Annotated in this window: 13 protein-coding genes and 1 pseudogene; 5 read left to right on the forward strand and 9 right to left on the reverse strand. The window is 62.9% G+C overall.

Annotated elements, in window-relative coordinates; translation table 11 throughout:
• Nucleotide 1: 1 nt before the first annotated feature.
• A complete protein-coding gene (locus FJ490_RS25150) occupies nt 2-1,297 on the forward strand; it encodes an FAD-binding oxidoreductase (protein WP_140729075.1) in 1,296 nt (431 codons plus the stop codon).
• 20 nt (nt 1,298-1,317) lie between these two features.
• On the opposite strand, the gene FJ490_RS25155 is transcribed toward FJ490_RS25150, so the two are convergent.
• From FJ490_RS25155 to FJ490_RS25195, 9 genes are all read right to left on the reverse strand, one after another.
• Nucleotides 1,318-3,360 (reverse strand): NADH:flavin oxidoreductase, encoded by a 2,043-nt coding sequence (locus FJ490_RS25155; RefSeq protein ID WP_140523226.1) that lies wholly within the window; start codon nt 3,358-3,360, stop codon nt 1,318-1,320.
• A 142-nt stretch (nt 3,361-3,502) separates the two neighbouring features.
• A complete protein-coding gene (locus tag FJ490_RS25160; RefSeq protein ID WP_281405127.1) occupies nt 3,503-4,294 on the reverse strand; it encodes an amino acid ABC transporter ATP-binding protein in 792 nt (263 codons plus the stop codon).
• The gene (locus FJ490_RS25165; RefSeq protein ID WP_140523229.1) at nt 4,278-5,117 is read right to left on the reverse strand and encodes an ABC transporter permease subunit; all 840 of its coding nucleotides are present in this window, start codon (nt 5,115-5,117) and stop codon (nt 4,278-4,280) included. The genes FJ490_RS25160 and FJ490_RS25165 overlap by 17 nt, the downstream gene beginning before the upstream one ends.
• A complete protein-coding gene (locus tag FJ490_RS25170) occupies nt 5,114-5,860 on the reverse strand; it encodes an amino acid ABC transporter permease (RefSeq protein ID WP_140499588.1) in 747 nt (248 codons plus the stop codon). Before FJ490_RS25170 ends, FJ490_RS25165 begins: the two co-directional genes overlap by 4 nt.
• 48 nt (nt 5,861-5,908) lie before the next feature.
• Nucleotides 5,909-6,769 (reverse strand): transporter substrate-binding domain-containing protein, encoded by an 861-nt coding sequence (locus FJ490_RS25175; protein ID WP_140523232.1) that lies wholly within the window; start codon nt 6,767-6,769, stop codon nt 5,909-5,911.
• Complete coding sequence (locus FJ490_RS25180) at nt 6,766-8,352, reverse strand: FAD-dependent oxidoreductase (protein WP_140729076.1); 1,587 nt, start codon at nt 8,350-8,352, stop codon at nt 6,766-6,768. The genes FJ490_RS25175 and FJ490_RS25180 overlap by 4 nt, the downstream gene beginning before the upstream one ends.
• A 69-nt stretch (nt 8,353-8,421) precedes the next feature.
• Nucleotides 8,422-9,516 (reverse strand): LysR substrate-binding domain-containing protein, encoded by a 1,095-nt coding sequence (locus FJ490_RS25185; RefSeq protein ID WP_224684691.1) that lies wholly within the window; start codon nt 9,514-9,516, stop codon nt 8,422-8,424.
• 48 nt (nt 9,517-9,564) lie between these two features.
• On the reverse strand, nt 9,565-11,103 hold the full coding sequence (locus FJ490_RS25190; RefSeq protein WP_140523237.1) for an FAD-dependent oxidoreductase: 1,539 nt from the start codon (nt 11,101-11,103) through the stop codon (nt 9,565-9,567).
• Between the two features lie 202 nt (nt 11,104-11,305).
• Nucleotides 11,306-12,157, reverse strand: a complete 852-nt coding sequence (locus tag FJ490_RS25195; RefSeq protein ID WP_140523240.1) for a transporter substrate-binding domain-containing protein — start codon at nt 12,155-12,157, stop codon at nt 11,306-11,308.
• Between the two features lie 155 nt (nt 12,158-12,312).
• On the opposite strand from FJ490_RS25195, the gene FJ490_RS25200 reads away from it, so the two are divergent.
• The 4 genes and pseudogenes from FJ490_RS25200 to FJ490_RS25215 all read left to right on the forward strand — a co-directional run.
• Nucleotides 12,313-13,233 (forward strand): LysR substrate-binding domain-containing protein, encoded by a 921-nt coding sequence (locus FJ490_RS25200; protein ID WP_181165427.1) that lies wholly within the window; start codon nt 12,313-12,315, stop codon nt 13,231-13,233.
• 99 nt (nt 13,234-13,332) lie between these two features.
• Nucleotides 13,333-14,619, forward strand: a complete 1,287-nt coding sequence (locus tag FJ490_RS25205; RefSeq protein WP_140523245.1) for an FAD-dependent oxidoreductase — start codon at nt 13,333-13,335, stop codon at nt 14,617-14,619.
• Nucleotides 14,523-15,107, forward strand: a complete 585-nt coding sequence (locus FJ490_RS33575; RefSeq protein WP_140523247.1) for a DUF1403 family protein — start codon at nt 14,523-14,525, stop codon at nt 15,105-15,107. Before FJ490_RS25205 ends, FJ490_RS33575 begins: the two co-directional genes overlap by 97 nt.
• Nucleotides 15,088-15,327 (forward strand): annotated as a pseudogene (locus FJ490_RS25215) (DDE-type integrase/transposase/recombinase); the annotation flags it as partial. The gene FJ490_RS33575 and the pseudogene FJ490_RS25215, both read left to right, overlap by 20 nt.
• Nucleotides 15,328-15,406: the final 79 nt, after the last annotated feature.

The raw sequence follows: 15,406 nt of genomic DNA on the forward strand, positions 1-15,406 counted from the left end.
GATGCAGGACCTGGCACATCCACGATCGCAGTGGCTGGAAACGGCCTCGCCGGCGCCGCCGCCGGTCGCGCTTGGAAACGCGGTCCAGGCCGATATCGCCATCATCGGCGGCGGATATACCGGCCTCAATGCCGCCTTGCGCGCCATCGAGCGCGGCCTGCATCCCGTCGTTCTGGAAGCGGTCGAAATCGGCTGGGGCGCTTCCGGCCGCAATGGCGGGGTCGTTTCCACCAAGTTTCGCGCCTCGCTAAGCGACATCGCGGCGCACCATGGGCTTGAAGCGGCGCGGCGCATGCACCGCATCGGCCATGATGCGATGGATCGCGTCGAACGGAATATCCAAGAACTGGGTATTGCCGACGCCGGCTTCATCCAGACCGGCAATTTGCGTTGCGCCCACAACGAACTTGCCCAGAAAAGGCTCGTGGCCGAAGCGGAGACGGCGCGGGGTATGTTCGGCGATGCCAGCCTGACCATACTCAACGCCAGCGCGGTGCGCGAGGAAACCGGTTCGGCCGATTTCGTCGGCGGCGTGCTTTCCACCCATGCCGGCATCGTTCATCCGCTGAACTATGCGCGGGGGCTTGCCGGCGCAGTGCGCAGCGGGGGCGGCGAGATCTTCGAGAATTCGGTCGTGGTGGCACGCCGGAAGGACGGCGACCGCACCGTTTTGACGACGGCGCGGGGCCAGGTCGCAGCCAGGCATGTCTTGATCGCCACCAACGGCTATTCCGACATTACCGCCGCCACTGCGCCGGTGCGCGGAACGGTGATCCCCTTCCGCAGCGCCATGATCGCGACCGAGCCGCTTGGCGCCGACCTCAGGGCCACGCTGATGCGGCACTGCCGCAGCTACAGCGAGACGCGGCGCATGATGCGCTGGTTTCGACCCGCCGGCGACCGGATGCTGTTCGGCGGGCGCGGGGCCTTCGGGCGCGAAGATTCCGCCTCCGCCTTCCAGGCGCTCGAAAGGGCGCTGAAGGAGATGCTCCCCCAGCTTGCCGGCACCGCGATCACCCACCGATGGTCGGGGCTCGTGGCCATGACCATGGATAGCCTGCCGCAGATCGGCATGCTCGACGAGCGGACCGGTTTCGCGCTCGGCTACAACGGGGCCGGCATCGCCATGTCGGGCCTCATGGGCCGCCGCGCCGTCGACCTGATGCTGGGAGACAGGCCGGAACTCAGCCTGATGCAACGCAACGAGCCGCAATCCATCCCCTTCTATTTCCTGCGCGAGCCGGCGGTGCGCACAGTGGCGGGCTGGTATCAGTTTCTCGACCGCATCGGCCGCTGACACCGCCGGCGCGCGCACCGTCACAGCGCGCTGCATATGCGCAAGGCGTCCAGCACCGCGGCATGGATGTTGCGGCTCGAAACCGCGTCGCCGATACGGTGCAGTTCGAAGCCGCTTTCCCGCAGGCGCGGTTGCGGCGCCGCCTTAACCATGGCGTCGAGATCGGTGACGCCATCATTCGCCGAGTGGCTGCGCAGCGCAAAATAGGTTTCGTCCATGGGAATGCTGCCCTGCTCGACGATGACCTGGTCGACAAGGATACTCGTCACCTCCCGCGAGATTTCATTGACAAAGCTGGCTTCCAGCCGGTTGTCCTTGCGCTGAACCGCGAAGAGTCGGCTCTCGAAGACTGGCCTCACGCCAAGCTGCAGGAAGCGCTTCTTCCAGCGCAGCCGCTCGGCATAGGTCAGTTCCTCCGAAAGCTGCGCGTCGATCGAGACATAGGCGACCTCCGCACCTGCATCTCTGGCTTGTTCGGCGGAAAGCGGGCCTGGATGCCGTCCGGTTCCGTCGTAAATCAGCACTTCGCCATGCAGCGGCACCTGTCCGGTCAGGACGTCCCATGTGTTGAGACAGAGTTCCGCGCCCTCCTGCAGGTCGATCTGCGGCAGGCCGCCCGTGGCGAGGATGACGACATCCGGTTCAAGCGCGGCGATATCGGCGCTTTCCATATAGGCGTTGGTATGGACGGCAACGCCGAGACGCTGCAGTTCGGCTTCGCGCCACTCCACAATGCCCATGAGGTCGCGACGCCAGGAGCCGGTCGCGCCGATCCGGATCTGCCCGCCGAGATCGCCAGCCGCCTCGTAGAGCGAAACGGCATGGCCGCGCTCGGCGCTGATACGCGCCGCCTCCAGGCCGGCCGGTCCGCCGCCGACGACGACTACCTTGCGGGCAGGTCCGTCAGTCTTCTGGATGATGTGGCGCAGCGTCAGTTCGCGGCCCGTCGCGGCATTGTGCAGGCAGGAGGGGCGATACGGCGACTGGCAATGCGTGGCGCCAACGCAAGGGCGTATCTCGGCCTCGCGGCCGCCGGCGAGCTTCTCCACCAGATGGGGGTCGGCGATCTGGGCGCGCGTCATGCCCGCCATGTCCAGCCTGCCTTCCGCCACCGCGAAGCGAGCCGAAGCGACATCGGCAATGCGCGCGGCGTGAAAGACGGGCAACCCGACCTCGTGGCGGAAGGCGCCGACCGGTTCGATCCATGGAGCCAGCGGCGAGCCCATGCCGGGCATGTTCTCCTCCGCAAGCGCGCGTGTCGTATCCATCGTGCCGTAAATGGCATTGAAGAAGTCAACGCCTCCCCCCGCCTTGAGCATCAGGGCCGCCTTGACGCATTCCTCGAAGTTCAGGCCGCCATCGGGGCCTTCGTCGACGACAAAACGTATGCCGACGAGGAAATCATCCCCCACGGCCTTGCGGATCGCTTCGTGGACCATCAGGCCGAAACGCAGGCGGTTCTCAAGCGCGCCGCCGAAACGATCCGTGCGGCGATTGGTCAACGGCGACAGGAATTGGCCGATCAGGTGCCCGGCCGCCAGGGTCTCGATCCCGTCCAGACCGCCTTCCTTGCAGCGCAGGGCAGCCTGGGCGTAAGCCTTCACGACACGGTCTATGTCGTGCTCGTCCATCTCCTTGGGGATGCTGCGGTGGAGCGTCTCGCGCACTGGCGAGGGTCCGATCGTAGAAAGCCGGTCGCCGGCATAAGGATCGCCGCGGCGGCCCAGATGGGTGATTTGGCACATCAGCGCCGCACCGAGATCATGCATGCGCGCGCTGAAGCGCTGGAAGTGCGGGATGATCGCGTCGGTGCCGACATTGAGCTGCCGGAAGATGTTGGGGGAATCCAGGTCGACGTTGGACGAGCCGCCGAACATCGATAGCGCCAATCCGCCGCGCGCCTTCTCCTCGTGATAGCGCTGATAAGCTTCCTCGGGCATGCCGCCGACTTCCAGGCCACAGGCATGACTGGTGCTTATGATACGGTTGCGCAATGTCAGCTTCTTGATGGTCAGCGGCTGCAGCAGCGGATCCCTGGTAATGGTCTTGACCGGCCCGTTCATTTCATTCTCCTGCCGAATTCCGGCCGAGCACGATCGCTCGCGCAGACGGATCGGTCCGCGCGTCGCCGTTGCCGGCCTGTTGGTTCAATTTCCGAGGCCCAAGGGTCTTGGGCCTAAACTCCTAGTCCGAGGGCCTGCGGCCCTAAAGAACCTGACTCAGGAACTGCCTCGTCCTGGGATCCTTCGCCTTGGTGAAAAACTCGTCCGGTGGGCCGTGCTCCACGATCACGCCCCGGTCGGTGAAATAGATGTGGTCCGCCACCTCGCGGGCGAATCCCATCTCATGGGTGACGAGGATGCAGGTCATGCCCTCTGCCGCCAGTTCCCTGATCGTGAGCAGCACCTCCTTCACCGTCTCGGGATCTAGCGCCGCCGTGACTTCGTCGAACAGCATGATGTCGGGGCGCATGGCCAGGCTGCGCGCAATGGCGACGCGCTGCTGCTGGCCACCCGACAGTTCTCCCGGATAGGCGTTTTCCTTGCCCTGCAGGCGGACTTTGGCGATCAGCGCGCGGGCCCGCTCCTCGACTTCCCTCTTCGGCTCCTTCAGCACCAGGACCGGCGCCATCATGACGTTCTGCAGGGCCGTCTTGTGCGGGAAGAGATTATATTGCTGGAACACGATGCCGACTTTCTTGCGCAGCGCGAGAAGATCGAGCTTGGTGTCGTTCACCTCCTGCCCTTCGACCTTGATCGAGCCCTTCTGGACAGGACTGAGCCCGTTGATGCAGCGGATCAGCGTCGATTTACCCGAGCCGGACGGGCCGATGACGCAGATCACCTCGCCTTTGCGGACATCGAAGCTGATCCCCTTCAGCACCTCCAGGGCGCCGAAGGACTTGTGCACGTCGCGCAGCGATATGATCGGCATGTCCGGCGACCAGCCTGATTTCAGCTTTGCTTCGTCGGTATTCGATTTAACTTGCAACGACATATTTTCGCTCGAGCTTCCGCGTCCAGATTGCGATCGGATAGATGTAGGCGAAGAACAGGCACAAAAGAAAAAGATAGAACGGAATGAGGAATTCCGGCCGCGCGCCCGCCGCTTCCATGGCGGCCTGGGCATTGCCGACCGCCTCGTGCACACCGAGGATCGAGGCCATCGGCGTCGCCAGCGCCAGCAATGCGTACCAGTTCATCCATGGCGGAATGGCGCGCCTGACGCATTGCGGCAGGATGATCCAGCGCAAGGTCTGGCCACGCGTGAAGGCAAGGCTCTCCGCCGATTCCCACTGACCCTTCGGGATGGAGTTGATGGCGCCGCGCAGCACCTCGCTGATATTGGCCATCACCGGTAGCGAAAAGGCGAAGGTGGCCTTGATCCAGTCCGGTATCGCCACCGTTCCGGCGCCGGGCAGGCGCATCTCGAACGGCACCAGCAGCATGACCGTGAACAGGATCACCAGCCACGGCGAATTGCGGAACAGATGCGTCACGAACCATGCGGGCGTTCGCAACAGCTTCGAGCGGCTGACCCGCAGCAATCCCAGCCCGATCCCCAGAAGGGTTGCGACCGCCATGGCGATGAAGCTCATCAGGAGATTGAGAGCGAAACCCTTGAGAATGAAAGGCAGCCACAGGATCAGCGTGGCGATGGCCGACGGGGCCTGCTGCTGGGGGTCCGATTGGGCATAGGCGAAGGCAAGCGAGCCGAAGAAGGCGAGCACCAGCCACAGCCCGTGCCGCCAATGGATGCGCGAGCAGAAGCTTTCTTCTGCGAAGCGGCCCCTTTCGATACGGAAAGCCGCGCCGCTCATTGGCCGTATCCCGGCAGGGTCAGCCTGTGCTCGATGAAATGGAGCCCGGCGGCCAGGAGCGAGACGACGAGCACATAGAACAGGAACAGGAGCAACATCATCTCCGGCACGTTCACATTGTCCGACCACACCTGGTTCAGCGTATAGGTCATCTCCGGGACGGAAATGACGTAGGCGAGCGATGTCGTCTTGGCGAGACTGACGAGATTGTTGGTGAGGGCCGGCAGGCTGATGCGGAAGGCCAGCGGTAGGGTGACATACAGGTATATCTGCCACTTGCTCATGCACAGGCTCTCGGCTGCTTCCTTCGTCGATCCCGGCACCGCCTCCAAGCCGGCGCGGAAGATCTCGACATTGAAGGCGCCGCCGAAAATGCCGAGCGAGATGATCGCCCAGGCGAAGGACGAGATCAGCGGCTGGTAATAGCCGCCAACATCGACCTGCGGCGTGAAGGCGCCGAGAGCGAAATAGAAGAACAGGAGCTGGATCATCGGCGGCGTGTTGCGGAATGCCTGGATATAGGCATCCATCAGCACCCGCAGGACGGGAGACCGGGCGCTTTGCGCCCAGGCCCCCAAGACGCCGATCACCAGCGACACGACGATCGACCAGAAGATCAGCTGTAGCGATATGCTGATGCCGGACAGGAAGCGCCCATATTCATAGCTGTCGTAGAAGACGATGAAATTGAGGCCCGTGCGGTCGTAGAGATCCTGGAAGAAGGGCGCGATCAACTGGAACATTTTAGCTCCGGCAGCCGGTCATCGATCAGCGTTTCGCAGAGCATCGGCTCAGTTGCCGCCCTTCAGGTAGCTCGTGTCCCACTCAGCCTTCTTGTGCTGCTCGGCGATCCACTGCGACGGCTTCACCTTCCATTTCTTTTCAAGCTCGACCAGCTTTCCGGACGCTTGCCAGCGATAGGCCATGCCTGCCATGAACACGCCCAAGGCCTTGTCCACTTCCGCCACGGGCACCGCGGCCGCCCAGGGATTGTCGAAGAGAACGGAAACAGGCATCTCATAACCCTTCCACTCGCCCGAAGCGAGGTCGGCCATAATGCTCGCATCGTCATAGACCCAGGCGATGCACTTGCCGGAGCGCAAGGCTTCCTTACCCTCCGTGTTTCCGGTGAAGGCGACGACCTTGGCGTGATATTCCGTCTCCACCAGCTTGTTGTAGTAGACGCCCTGCTTGGCGCAGACCGGCTTGTCGGCGATGTCCTTCCAGTCCTTGATGACACCCTCCTTGGCCAGCAGGGTCGGACCGGACGTCCAATAGGCCGGCTCGATGATGCCGACCGCCTTGCGCCGCTCAGTGGTGTCGTACATGCCGCCGATGATGACGTCGATCTTGCCCTGCTGCAGGAACTGCATGCGGTTGGCGGACGTGACCACGACCGGCTCAAGCTTGACGCCGAGCGCATCGGCTACCGACTGGGCGAGGTCCACCTCGATGCCTTGCATCGAACCATCCGGCGATGGGAAGGACCAGGGCTTGAACGCGCCGAGAACGCCGACACGCACGGCGCCTCGTTCCAGAATCTGCTGCAGATGCGATTCGGCCGCCTGCGCGCTGCTGGCGGGAAGGATCGCACTTGCGGCCAGCGTGACTGCAAGGGCGGCGATGGTTTTCAGTGCTGATCCGATTTTCATGCTTCTACATCTCCCATTTTGTGTGTTGTCGGCTGAATTGGAAGGTCCGATGCGGCGCGGAACGCCGTCTTCTGGTATCGGATGAACCCGTCGATTTCACTGACGGTCCGCTCCGGCGCCCAGCCGACCAGATCGGCAATGGCATCGGCAGCCTCCTCAACCTCGGCGCGGTCGAGATGGCGGCGCCAGGCGAGGCCTGTCCTCGTATAGAGAATACCTTTCAGGTCGCGGGCATGCTCGACCGAAACCGCTGTGCGGAAAGCGGCGCGCCTGCCTTGCGAAAGCGGCCTCGAAATTGCGAACTCCGCACCGCTGTCGCCTGTCTCCGGGATCCGCCTCGCCACGGACTTGCGCGTCGGCTTCAGTTGCTTCTCGACGATCCGCAGCATCTCGCGCCCTGCGCTCAGATGGCTCATGACCGGCCCTGCCGTCATCGCGAAGATACCCGGCCTGCCGGCAGATGCGAGATCGTGGATCTGACGCGTGCGCCGCCCCATCGGCTCGGCTGCATCGAAGGTGAGCGGCCGCACGCCGGCCCAGGTGAATTCGACGTGGCGGCGGCCGAGCCGCAGGCCGGGAAGCATGTGACTGGCTTCCGCAAGCAGGAAATCGATGTCTTCGTTGGTGGCTGCGGCACCGGCGGCGTCGCCGTCGAAAGGCGTCTCCGTCGGCCCGAAATAAAAGCAGTCGTCATGCGAAGGCAGACAATAGAACGGCATACCGCTGCGGTTGATCGTGGCGATGCCGTAGCCGCGATAGGAATCCGGCAGCCTGACCGCGATATGAGCGCCCTTGGTGCCGCGAACAAGGCAGGGCGCTGGCTTGCCGGCGACGGGATTGGCGTTCACCGCGTCCACCCAGGTGCCGGCCATGTTCAGCACGACGGACGCGCGAACCTCGGCCGCTTCCCCCTTACCGTCGCGCAGTTCGACGAGCCAGCCTTCCGGCTTCCTACGTATAACGGAAGCTTCGCAGAACAGGCGTATTTCGGCGCCGTTTCGCTCGGCGTCGAGGGCGGCATCCACGCACAGCCTGTCCGGCCAGTCCATGATGTATTCACGGTAGGTGGCAATCGACCGCAGACTTTCGGGGTCCCGCATGTCGTTTGCGAATGGCAGGTGGGTTTCGAAATCACTCTTCAGCCGACGATAGGCGAGCGCCGGTTCCGGTGGCCCGAGACGGCGCAGGATGCGGAAACCGAGATCCAAATGCCAGCCGCGGACGGGGCTCTCCGGATAAATCGGAAAGCACATGGTGAAGGGCTTGCACCGTTGCGGGCTCCGCCCGACAAGTTCGGTTCGCGCTTCCATCCCCGCCCGCGCCATGCGCAAGGCCGCGGCGAAGCGCTGCGGATGAAACGCAAAGGTGCGGATCGGGTTGGGCGTTTCGAAATATCGAAGGCCGCAATGCAGGATGCGCGAGGATCGGCTGGAGGCGCCGGCGGCGAAATCGCTCCTGTCGACCAGGAGGACGCTGTAACCCGCTGCGGCCAGTTCTCGCGCCGCGCTCGAACCGTTGATGCCGGCGCCGACCACGACGACATCGTAGTCCCGGCCCTGCATCTCGATAATTCTAGGCGACATTGGCGGCCTGTTTTCCTGGACGGTCGATCACGCCAATAAAGCGCTGATACCGAAATGTTCAAAATAGAATTATCGGCGATTGATATGCGTAGTGTGCATATCGTCCTGGTCCGGCAATTGTCTCAGGATCCGATCGCGCTTTTGCGCCATCAGCTCCAGCAGGGCATCGGCGGCGGGGTTGGGCCCGCGCGACTCCGGGCGCAGCAGGGCAACGTTAAACGGGATCTTCGGCGCGAAGGGGATCAGCCTGACCCGGTCGTCCAACTGCTCGACCGCGGTGTAGGGATCGATGATCGCAATACCGATCCCGTGCTTGACCATTTCATAGGCCGACACCGAAAAGGTCGTCTCATAGGCGGCATCCACCTTGACGCTACTGGACAGCAGCGCCTGATCGAGGAGATGCCGTGCCGAGACGAAGGAAGTCCAGGAAATGAATGGCCCCTGGCGCAGGTCGGCCGGGCCGAGCCGGCTGCGCCCGGCGAGCGGATGATCGCGCGGAACAGCCGCGATATAGGGCGCGTCACTGAAGACTTCGGTCCGGAACCCGGAGCGCTTGAACGGTGTTTCCGCCAGTCCGAAATCAATCTGCTGCGCGGCCGCCCATTCCTCGATCTTGACGGACATGCGCACGTTCAGCGTGACCTTGGTCTTCGGCCAGTTCTTCCTGAAATCGGCCAGCAGATGCGGCACGAAATTGATGCCCAGCGCCGGCATGACCGCAAGGCTGATCTCGCCGCCTTCCCCGCTTGCCAACCGTGCTGCGAAGCTGCTCAACGCGTCCAGCGAGACATAGGCTCGCTCGATCTCGTCGAGTAACAGGTGTGCCACGGTGGTCGGCGTGATCAGGCCCCTGCGGCGCTCGAAAAGCGAAACGCCAAGCTCGTATTCCAGCTTGTCGAGAAGCCGGCTGACGGCCGGCTGGCTGCGCCCCAGCAATTCGGCCGCGCCGCTGACGGTGCCGGTGAGCATGACGGCGCGAAATGCCGAGTAGTGCAGAAGGTTCAACGTACTTGTCATGGCGCACCGGTCTTCCCCGGACTCCCTGCAAAGCCATTCGTCCCGTAATCGCGATTCCCGCGATCGCGTACCGGCTGTGTAGCATCTATCCATCAGCAGGCTGTCATTATCTTTGACGGCTTCAAGGCGCGGACTGTCCTGCAAAGAGGGCATGAAACACTGCCTCTGGTGGCAGGTGGGCCCGATATTGGGTCAAGCGGGCGGATCAATGTGCAGCCGATGGGCGATAGCCTCCCGGGCGGAAGCAGCCTCCTGCCGCTTCCTCTGCGCCGACCATGAGCGCGCCTTGGCAAGCACCTCGGCTGCCAGGTCCACGTCTTCGCCAAGCGGGTCGTCGTTCCAGACGAGGCCGCTGCGGCGTACCAGCAGATCGTCGATGGTCTCGGCATGCTCGCTCTCCACGCCCCGTTGCATGATCGAAAGCTTGTCCTCGCGTGAGCTGTTCCCGGTTTCGCGCGGAACGCTCCTGGAAGCGAAATCCGGCTGCTGGCTCGGCCGTGACGGTGCCAGTCCCTTGCCCAGTGCCGTCAATGCGAGCTGCCCTGCCGAGCGATGGCTCATGATCGGCCCTGCCGTCATGGCGAACAGGTTGGGCGCTCCTTCAGGACCGAAGTCATGCAGTTGCCGCGAACGTGCGCCCATGGGCTGCGCCGGATCGTAAGTGAGCGGCCGCACGCCCGCCCAGCCATAGAGAATGTCGGACCGCCTGATATCGAGCGTCGGCAGGAGATGATTGGCTTCGCCGAGCAGGAACTCGAAATCCTCCTCGGTCGGATGGATGTCGTCGGGATCGCCGTCATACAACGTTTCGGTCGGTCCGAAATAATGCAGGCCACGCCACGGGATACAGTACAGCCCCTCATTCAGCCGGTTGAGCGTTGCGATGCCGAAACGGCTGCATTCGGGCGGCAGGCGGACCACGATATGCACGCCCTTGGTGCCGGTGATGCGACGACCGATCCGCCCAGCCTCGACGCGCGCATTAATGCGGTCGATCCATATCCCGCCCATGTTGAAAACACTGCGCGCGACGACGTGAACGGGCCGGGCGGCAGCATCCAGCGTATCGCCGAGCTCCAGCTGCCACAGATCGCCCTGCTGCGCCGCATGGGTGACTTCGGTATAGTTGCGTACCGACGCACCCAGACGCTGCGCTTCCAGCACCGCATCCACCACCACCCGTTCGGGCCAGTCGAACTGGTATTCGTCGAACATGGCGACCGACTGGAGCGCCTGCTTGTCGCGCAGATGCTGGAGAAGCGGCATCTGCGCGACTTCTGCGCCCGATAACCGGCGGTAATTCAGCGGCACCTCGCGGCCGCCCAGGGATTTCAGGATGCGGAACGCCGCATCGATCTGCCACCCGCTATAAGGGCCTCCACGGTAGACGGGAAAGCAGAACCTCATGGAGCGTATACGGTCGGGCGTGTCGCGGACGAATTGCGCCCGTGACTGCATCGCCGCCCGGGCCATCCGGCACGCGGTCAGGAAGCGCTGCGGCTGGCGCACGAATTCCCAGACGGATTTTCCGGGCGCGAGATAACGCAGACCACAATGAAGGAGCCGCGAAGACCGTCCGCTGGCGCCGGCGGCGAAATCACTCTTGTCGACGAGCAGCACCGAATAGCCGGCAGCACTGAGGCAACGCGCTGTTTCGGCGCCGTTGATGCCGGCACCAACGATGGCGACGTCGAAGACTGATCCGGAAAGTTCATCGAGTGAAAGGCGCATGATATCCCTGCTTGTTTGCAACTATGGATCCGCTTGGCGCAGGCGCCCGCGCCGGGCCGATCGAACCAAGAGTTGAAAAAAATCGACCGGAGGACCGCGTCCACCGGTCTCAAAATGGAGCTTTTCCGTCTCCGGCCGGCGGCTCGACAAAGGCTGTCTGTCGACCGCCAACCGGCCTGGCGGCGCGCCTGTCGCGTTGAGACTACTGGCTGTCCATTTTCGTGTTGTCAGCCTCAAGCAGCTTTTCGTGTTCGGCTTCGAACCACGGATCCGCGACCACTTTCCATTTCTCGGCAAGTTCGATGAGCTTGCCGGAGGCATGCCAGCCATGGCTCATGCCGGTCATGAATTTTCCCCAGATGCCGTCGCGCTCCTCCAGTGGAACGCCTGCCGCCCAATAGCTGTGATAACGGGATTTCAGGGGCATTTCGTAACCATCCCAGCCTTCGGTTCTCAACGACTGCTGGATCGCCGTATCGTCCGACAGCCACGCTGCGCATTTGCCGCTGCGCAGGGCCTGTTTGGTTTCCGTATTGCCGGAAAAGGAAATGATCTTGGCGTCATAGGCCTGAGCGATCACGGTATTGTAGAAAAGGCCTTGCTTGGCGCAAAGCGGCTTGCCGCTGAGATCCTCCCAACTCTTGATCAGTCCGGCCTTGGCCATGACATTGGCGCCCGATACCCAATAGGCTGGCTGCACCATCCCGACGACCTTGCGTCGCTCCGGCAGGTCGGACATCGCCCCGAGGATGAGGTCGATCCTTCCCTGCTGCAGGAGTTGCATGCGGTTGGCGGATTCGATCTGAACCAGTTCCAGCTTGACGCCCAGCTTTTCGGCGACATCCGCAGCGAGATCAGGCTCGATCCCGACGAGCCTGCCATCGGGGTCACGATAGGACCAGGGCGGATAGGCACCCTGCACTCCGACCCGCAGCGTGCCGCGTTCAAGGACTTCCTTGAAGCGATCATTGGCCGCGTCCGCCTTTGCGGCAACTCCCGCAAGGACCGCGCCAGCCACGACGGCGATCGACGTGAACTTCACCCATAAATCCATTGCCCAATCCTCCCATTGCAATTATTGGCGACAAATGTCGCGGTCCGGCGATTGGTCACCGCCTCATCAATCGGACTTCGCGCCGATCCCATTGTCAAATAAGGGGAATTATGGACGCTATGCAGTTCCGTTATAGGCTGCAAAGGAGAGGCGGCTTGAACATCAGGCAACTCGAAGCCTTCAAGGCAACGATGACTGCAAAGACCACCATCGGGGCCGCGGAGCTTCTCGGCGTTTCCCAGCCGGCCGTAAGCCGGCTTCTGGGTCAATTGGAAACATCTTTGTCAGTGACCCTGTTCGACCGGTCCGGCGGGCACCTCAATCCCACGCCGGAAGCCCTCCTGCTGCATGAGGAGGTTCTTCGTGCCTTCGTGTCGATCGACAAAATCCGCGAGATCGCCCGCGAAATGCAGGTCGCCAATTCCGGGATGGTCTCGGCGGCGTCGCTGCCGATGCTGGCAATGGACTTCATGCCTTCGGCGATCGCCCGCTTCACGGCAAGCCGGCCGGAGAGCCGCATTTCGCTGCGTATCCAGATGTCGCCGCGCATAGAAGAACTCGTCGCCAGCCAGCTTGTGGATGTCGGCATCGCCGAATATCCCTTCGACCGCTCCGGCATCGAAATCGAGGAATTCTGCTCCGCGCATTATCTGATGGCGGTTCCAAGCCATCATCGGCTGGCGCAGAAGGCACGGCTGACGCCGGAAGATTTACGCGACGAACGCTATATCTCCATCACCCACAATCATCTGGGGAGGCAACTCGCCGACCAGATTTTCGACCGCTACGGCGTTAAGCGCCGCATTGTCCTTGAAGCCCAGCTTTTTAGCACCATCGCCAACATGGTGGCCAAGGGGCTGGGAATCGGATTGATCGACCCCTTCACGGCGTTCGATTTTCGCGAGCATCCGGGAGTGCGCTCCATTCCCTTCGAGCCCGCGGTCAGCCTGCGTCTCGGCATGCTTTATCCGACACACCGTTCCCCCTCGCGCGTCGCGCGCGAATTCATTTCCAGCCTCAAGGCATCGCGCCGCGATGTCCTGCGTCAGATCGACGATATCTTCCACCGCAATTGAAGCCGGGCGCGCATCTATGCCGATCCGGCATAGCCCTATGCCACGCGCGGCTGCCTTCTCCTGTTATTGTCGCGGCGAAGGATCGGGCAAGGAACATAGATGGGCACCTTTCAAACGGACGTGGCCATTGTCGGTGGAGGAATTGTCGGCTGCTCGACCGCTCTTTCCCTAGCCCGCAAAGGGAGGTCGGTAACAATCTTCGAGCGCGGCAAGATCGCTTCCGAACAATCCAGCCGTGCCTGGGGTTTCATCCGCCGGCAAGGACGGCATGAAGCCGAGCTGCCGCTCGCGGTCGAAGCCTTGGAACTGTGGGCGGACTTGACCTCGAGATACGGCACACAGGCGACGCAGTTCACCCGCAGCGGAATCCTGGTCCCCGCGGAAACCGCTGCCGATGAGGATCGGATCCGCAGCGGCCACGATATTGCGCGCAGCTTCGGCCTTTCGACGCGCCTGCTGGATGCCGCGGACGTTCGTCAGACAATCCCCGAATTGGCTGGGCAATGGCGCGGCGGACTTTTCACCGCCGACGACGCCCATGCCGATCCGGCTCTTTCGACCCGGACCATCGCGGCTGCGGCACGCGAAGCCGGAGTCACTATCCTGGAAGATACACCGGTTTTCCGGCTCGACCTCGACAGGCAGGACAGACCGAGGCTCCTGGCGTCTAACGGGATCTTCGAAGCAAAAACCGTCGTTTTGGCAAACGGCATCGGCGCACCGGTGCTGGCCGCTTCGGCCGGCCTGCACCTGCCTATCCAGATCGTCAAATCCTCCGTCGGCCGCACCCGGAAGGCAGCACCCTTCACCCGCATCGCGATGTGGGGTCCCCGCGTTGCATTCCGCCCCTCTATGGGCGGCGATTTCATTATCGGTAACGGCTATCGCGGCATGGGAGTCGATTACGAAATCACCGTCGACTCATTTCGCTGCATGCGCCATTTCATACCCGCCTATCGCAACAACTGGCGTCAACTGCACCTCAGCATCGGAGCCGATTTCCGTCATCAATTAGCCGCGCGCTTCAGCCGCCGCAATGCCGTGCAGGCGCTGCCGGAGCCGAAGCCCAATATGCGCAAGGTGATGGCCAACCTTGCTGGCTTCCGGCAGATCTTTCCGCATCTGAATACGATCGAACTGCAGAACGCCTGGGCCGGCAGGCTGGATATCACGCCCGACGTCATTCCAATCATCGATCGGCCCAAGCCAGAGCTCGAACTCTTCGTGGCGGCCGGCTTCAGCGGCCACGGCTTTGCGCTTGGACCTTCCATCGGCAAACAACTCGGCGAATGGGTCACACAGGGCAGCCCCTCGATCAATCTTTCCGCCTTTGCTCTTTCCCGGTTCGAAAAGGGCATCGTTCACAAAGCGCAACAGGCGCTTTGAGATCGTGTTCGTTCACGCGGCCTCGCCTTAGACTTAACGGCGGAGCCGGGCTTGACGGACTTGTCAGACAGGCCGGAGCCGAGCTCACCGCGATAGGAAGCGCGGCCGGCAGCATGCGGCTCGCCGGCCGCGCCGAGGACGCCCTGCGCGACCCCTGGTACCTGCGCCCGGCCGGCGCCGATCCCGGCCCCGCCGGCGCGGTTCTTGGCGCCTGGCGGCAGCTGTCCGTGCAGCCGCCCGCTGGCAGCGCCGACCGACTCGAAAAGATCGTCGACCAGCTCGGGCTCCATTGCCACCGCGCGGCGCTCGCCGACCTTTGCACGGAGATCGAAAAACTGGCGGGATCGCAGCGGCCGGTGCCGTTCGCTGCAACGGCAATCGCCGCCCGCGTCGCCGCGATTCGGCCCGACCCCGAGCTTTTGGCCTGGTGGCTTGCCGACCTGGTGCTGGCAGCACCAGCCCACCCTGGAGGCTGTCGTTTCCTGTGACAACTCAAATCGCTTGCAGTATCGTTCCCGGCGTCGGCTGAAGCCGATCCGGACCCGCAAGAGTAAATACCTGAGTAACCGGATCGAACAGGACCATCGGCGCATCAAGCGCCGCATCGGGTCAATGCTCGGCTTCAAATCACCGGGATCAGCCGCGATCATCCTAAACGGCATCAAAATGGTTCACATGATCAGCGGCGGTCACGCGGTGCCTGATTGATCGGCGCGGCTCCAGCATCGTTGGCGGTAGCATTGGCCAAAGCCGGGCGCATCGATCGCCATGTGTGGCATGACGGGTC

The organism is Mesorhizobium sp. B2-5-11, assembly GCF_006440835.1.
GTDB lineage: Bacteria > Pseudomonadota > Alphaproteobacteria > Rhizobiales > Rhizobiaceae > Mesorhizobium.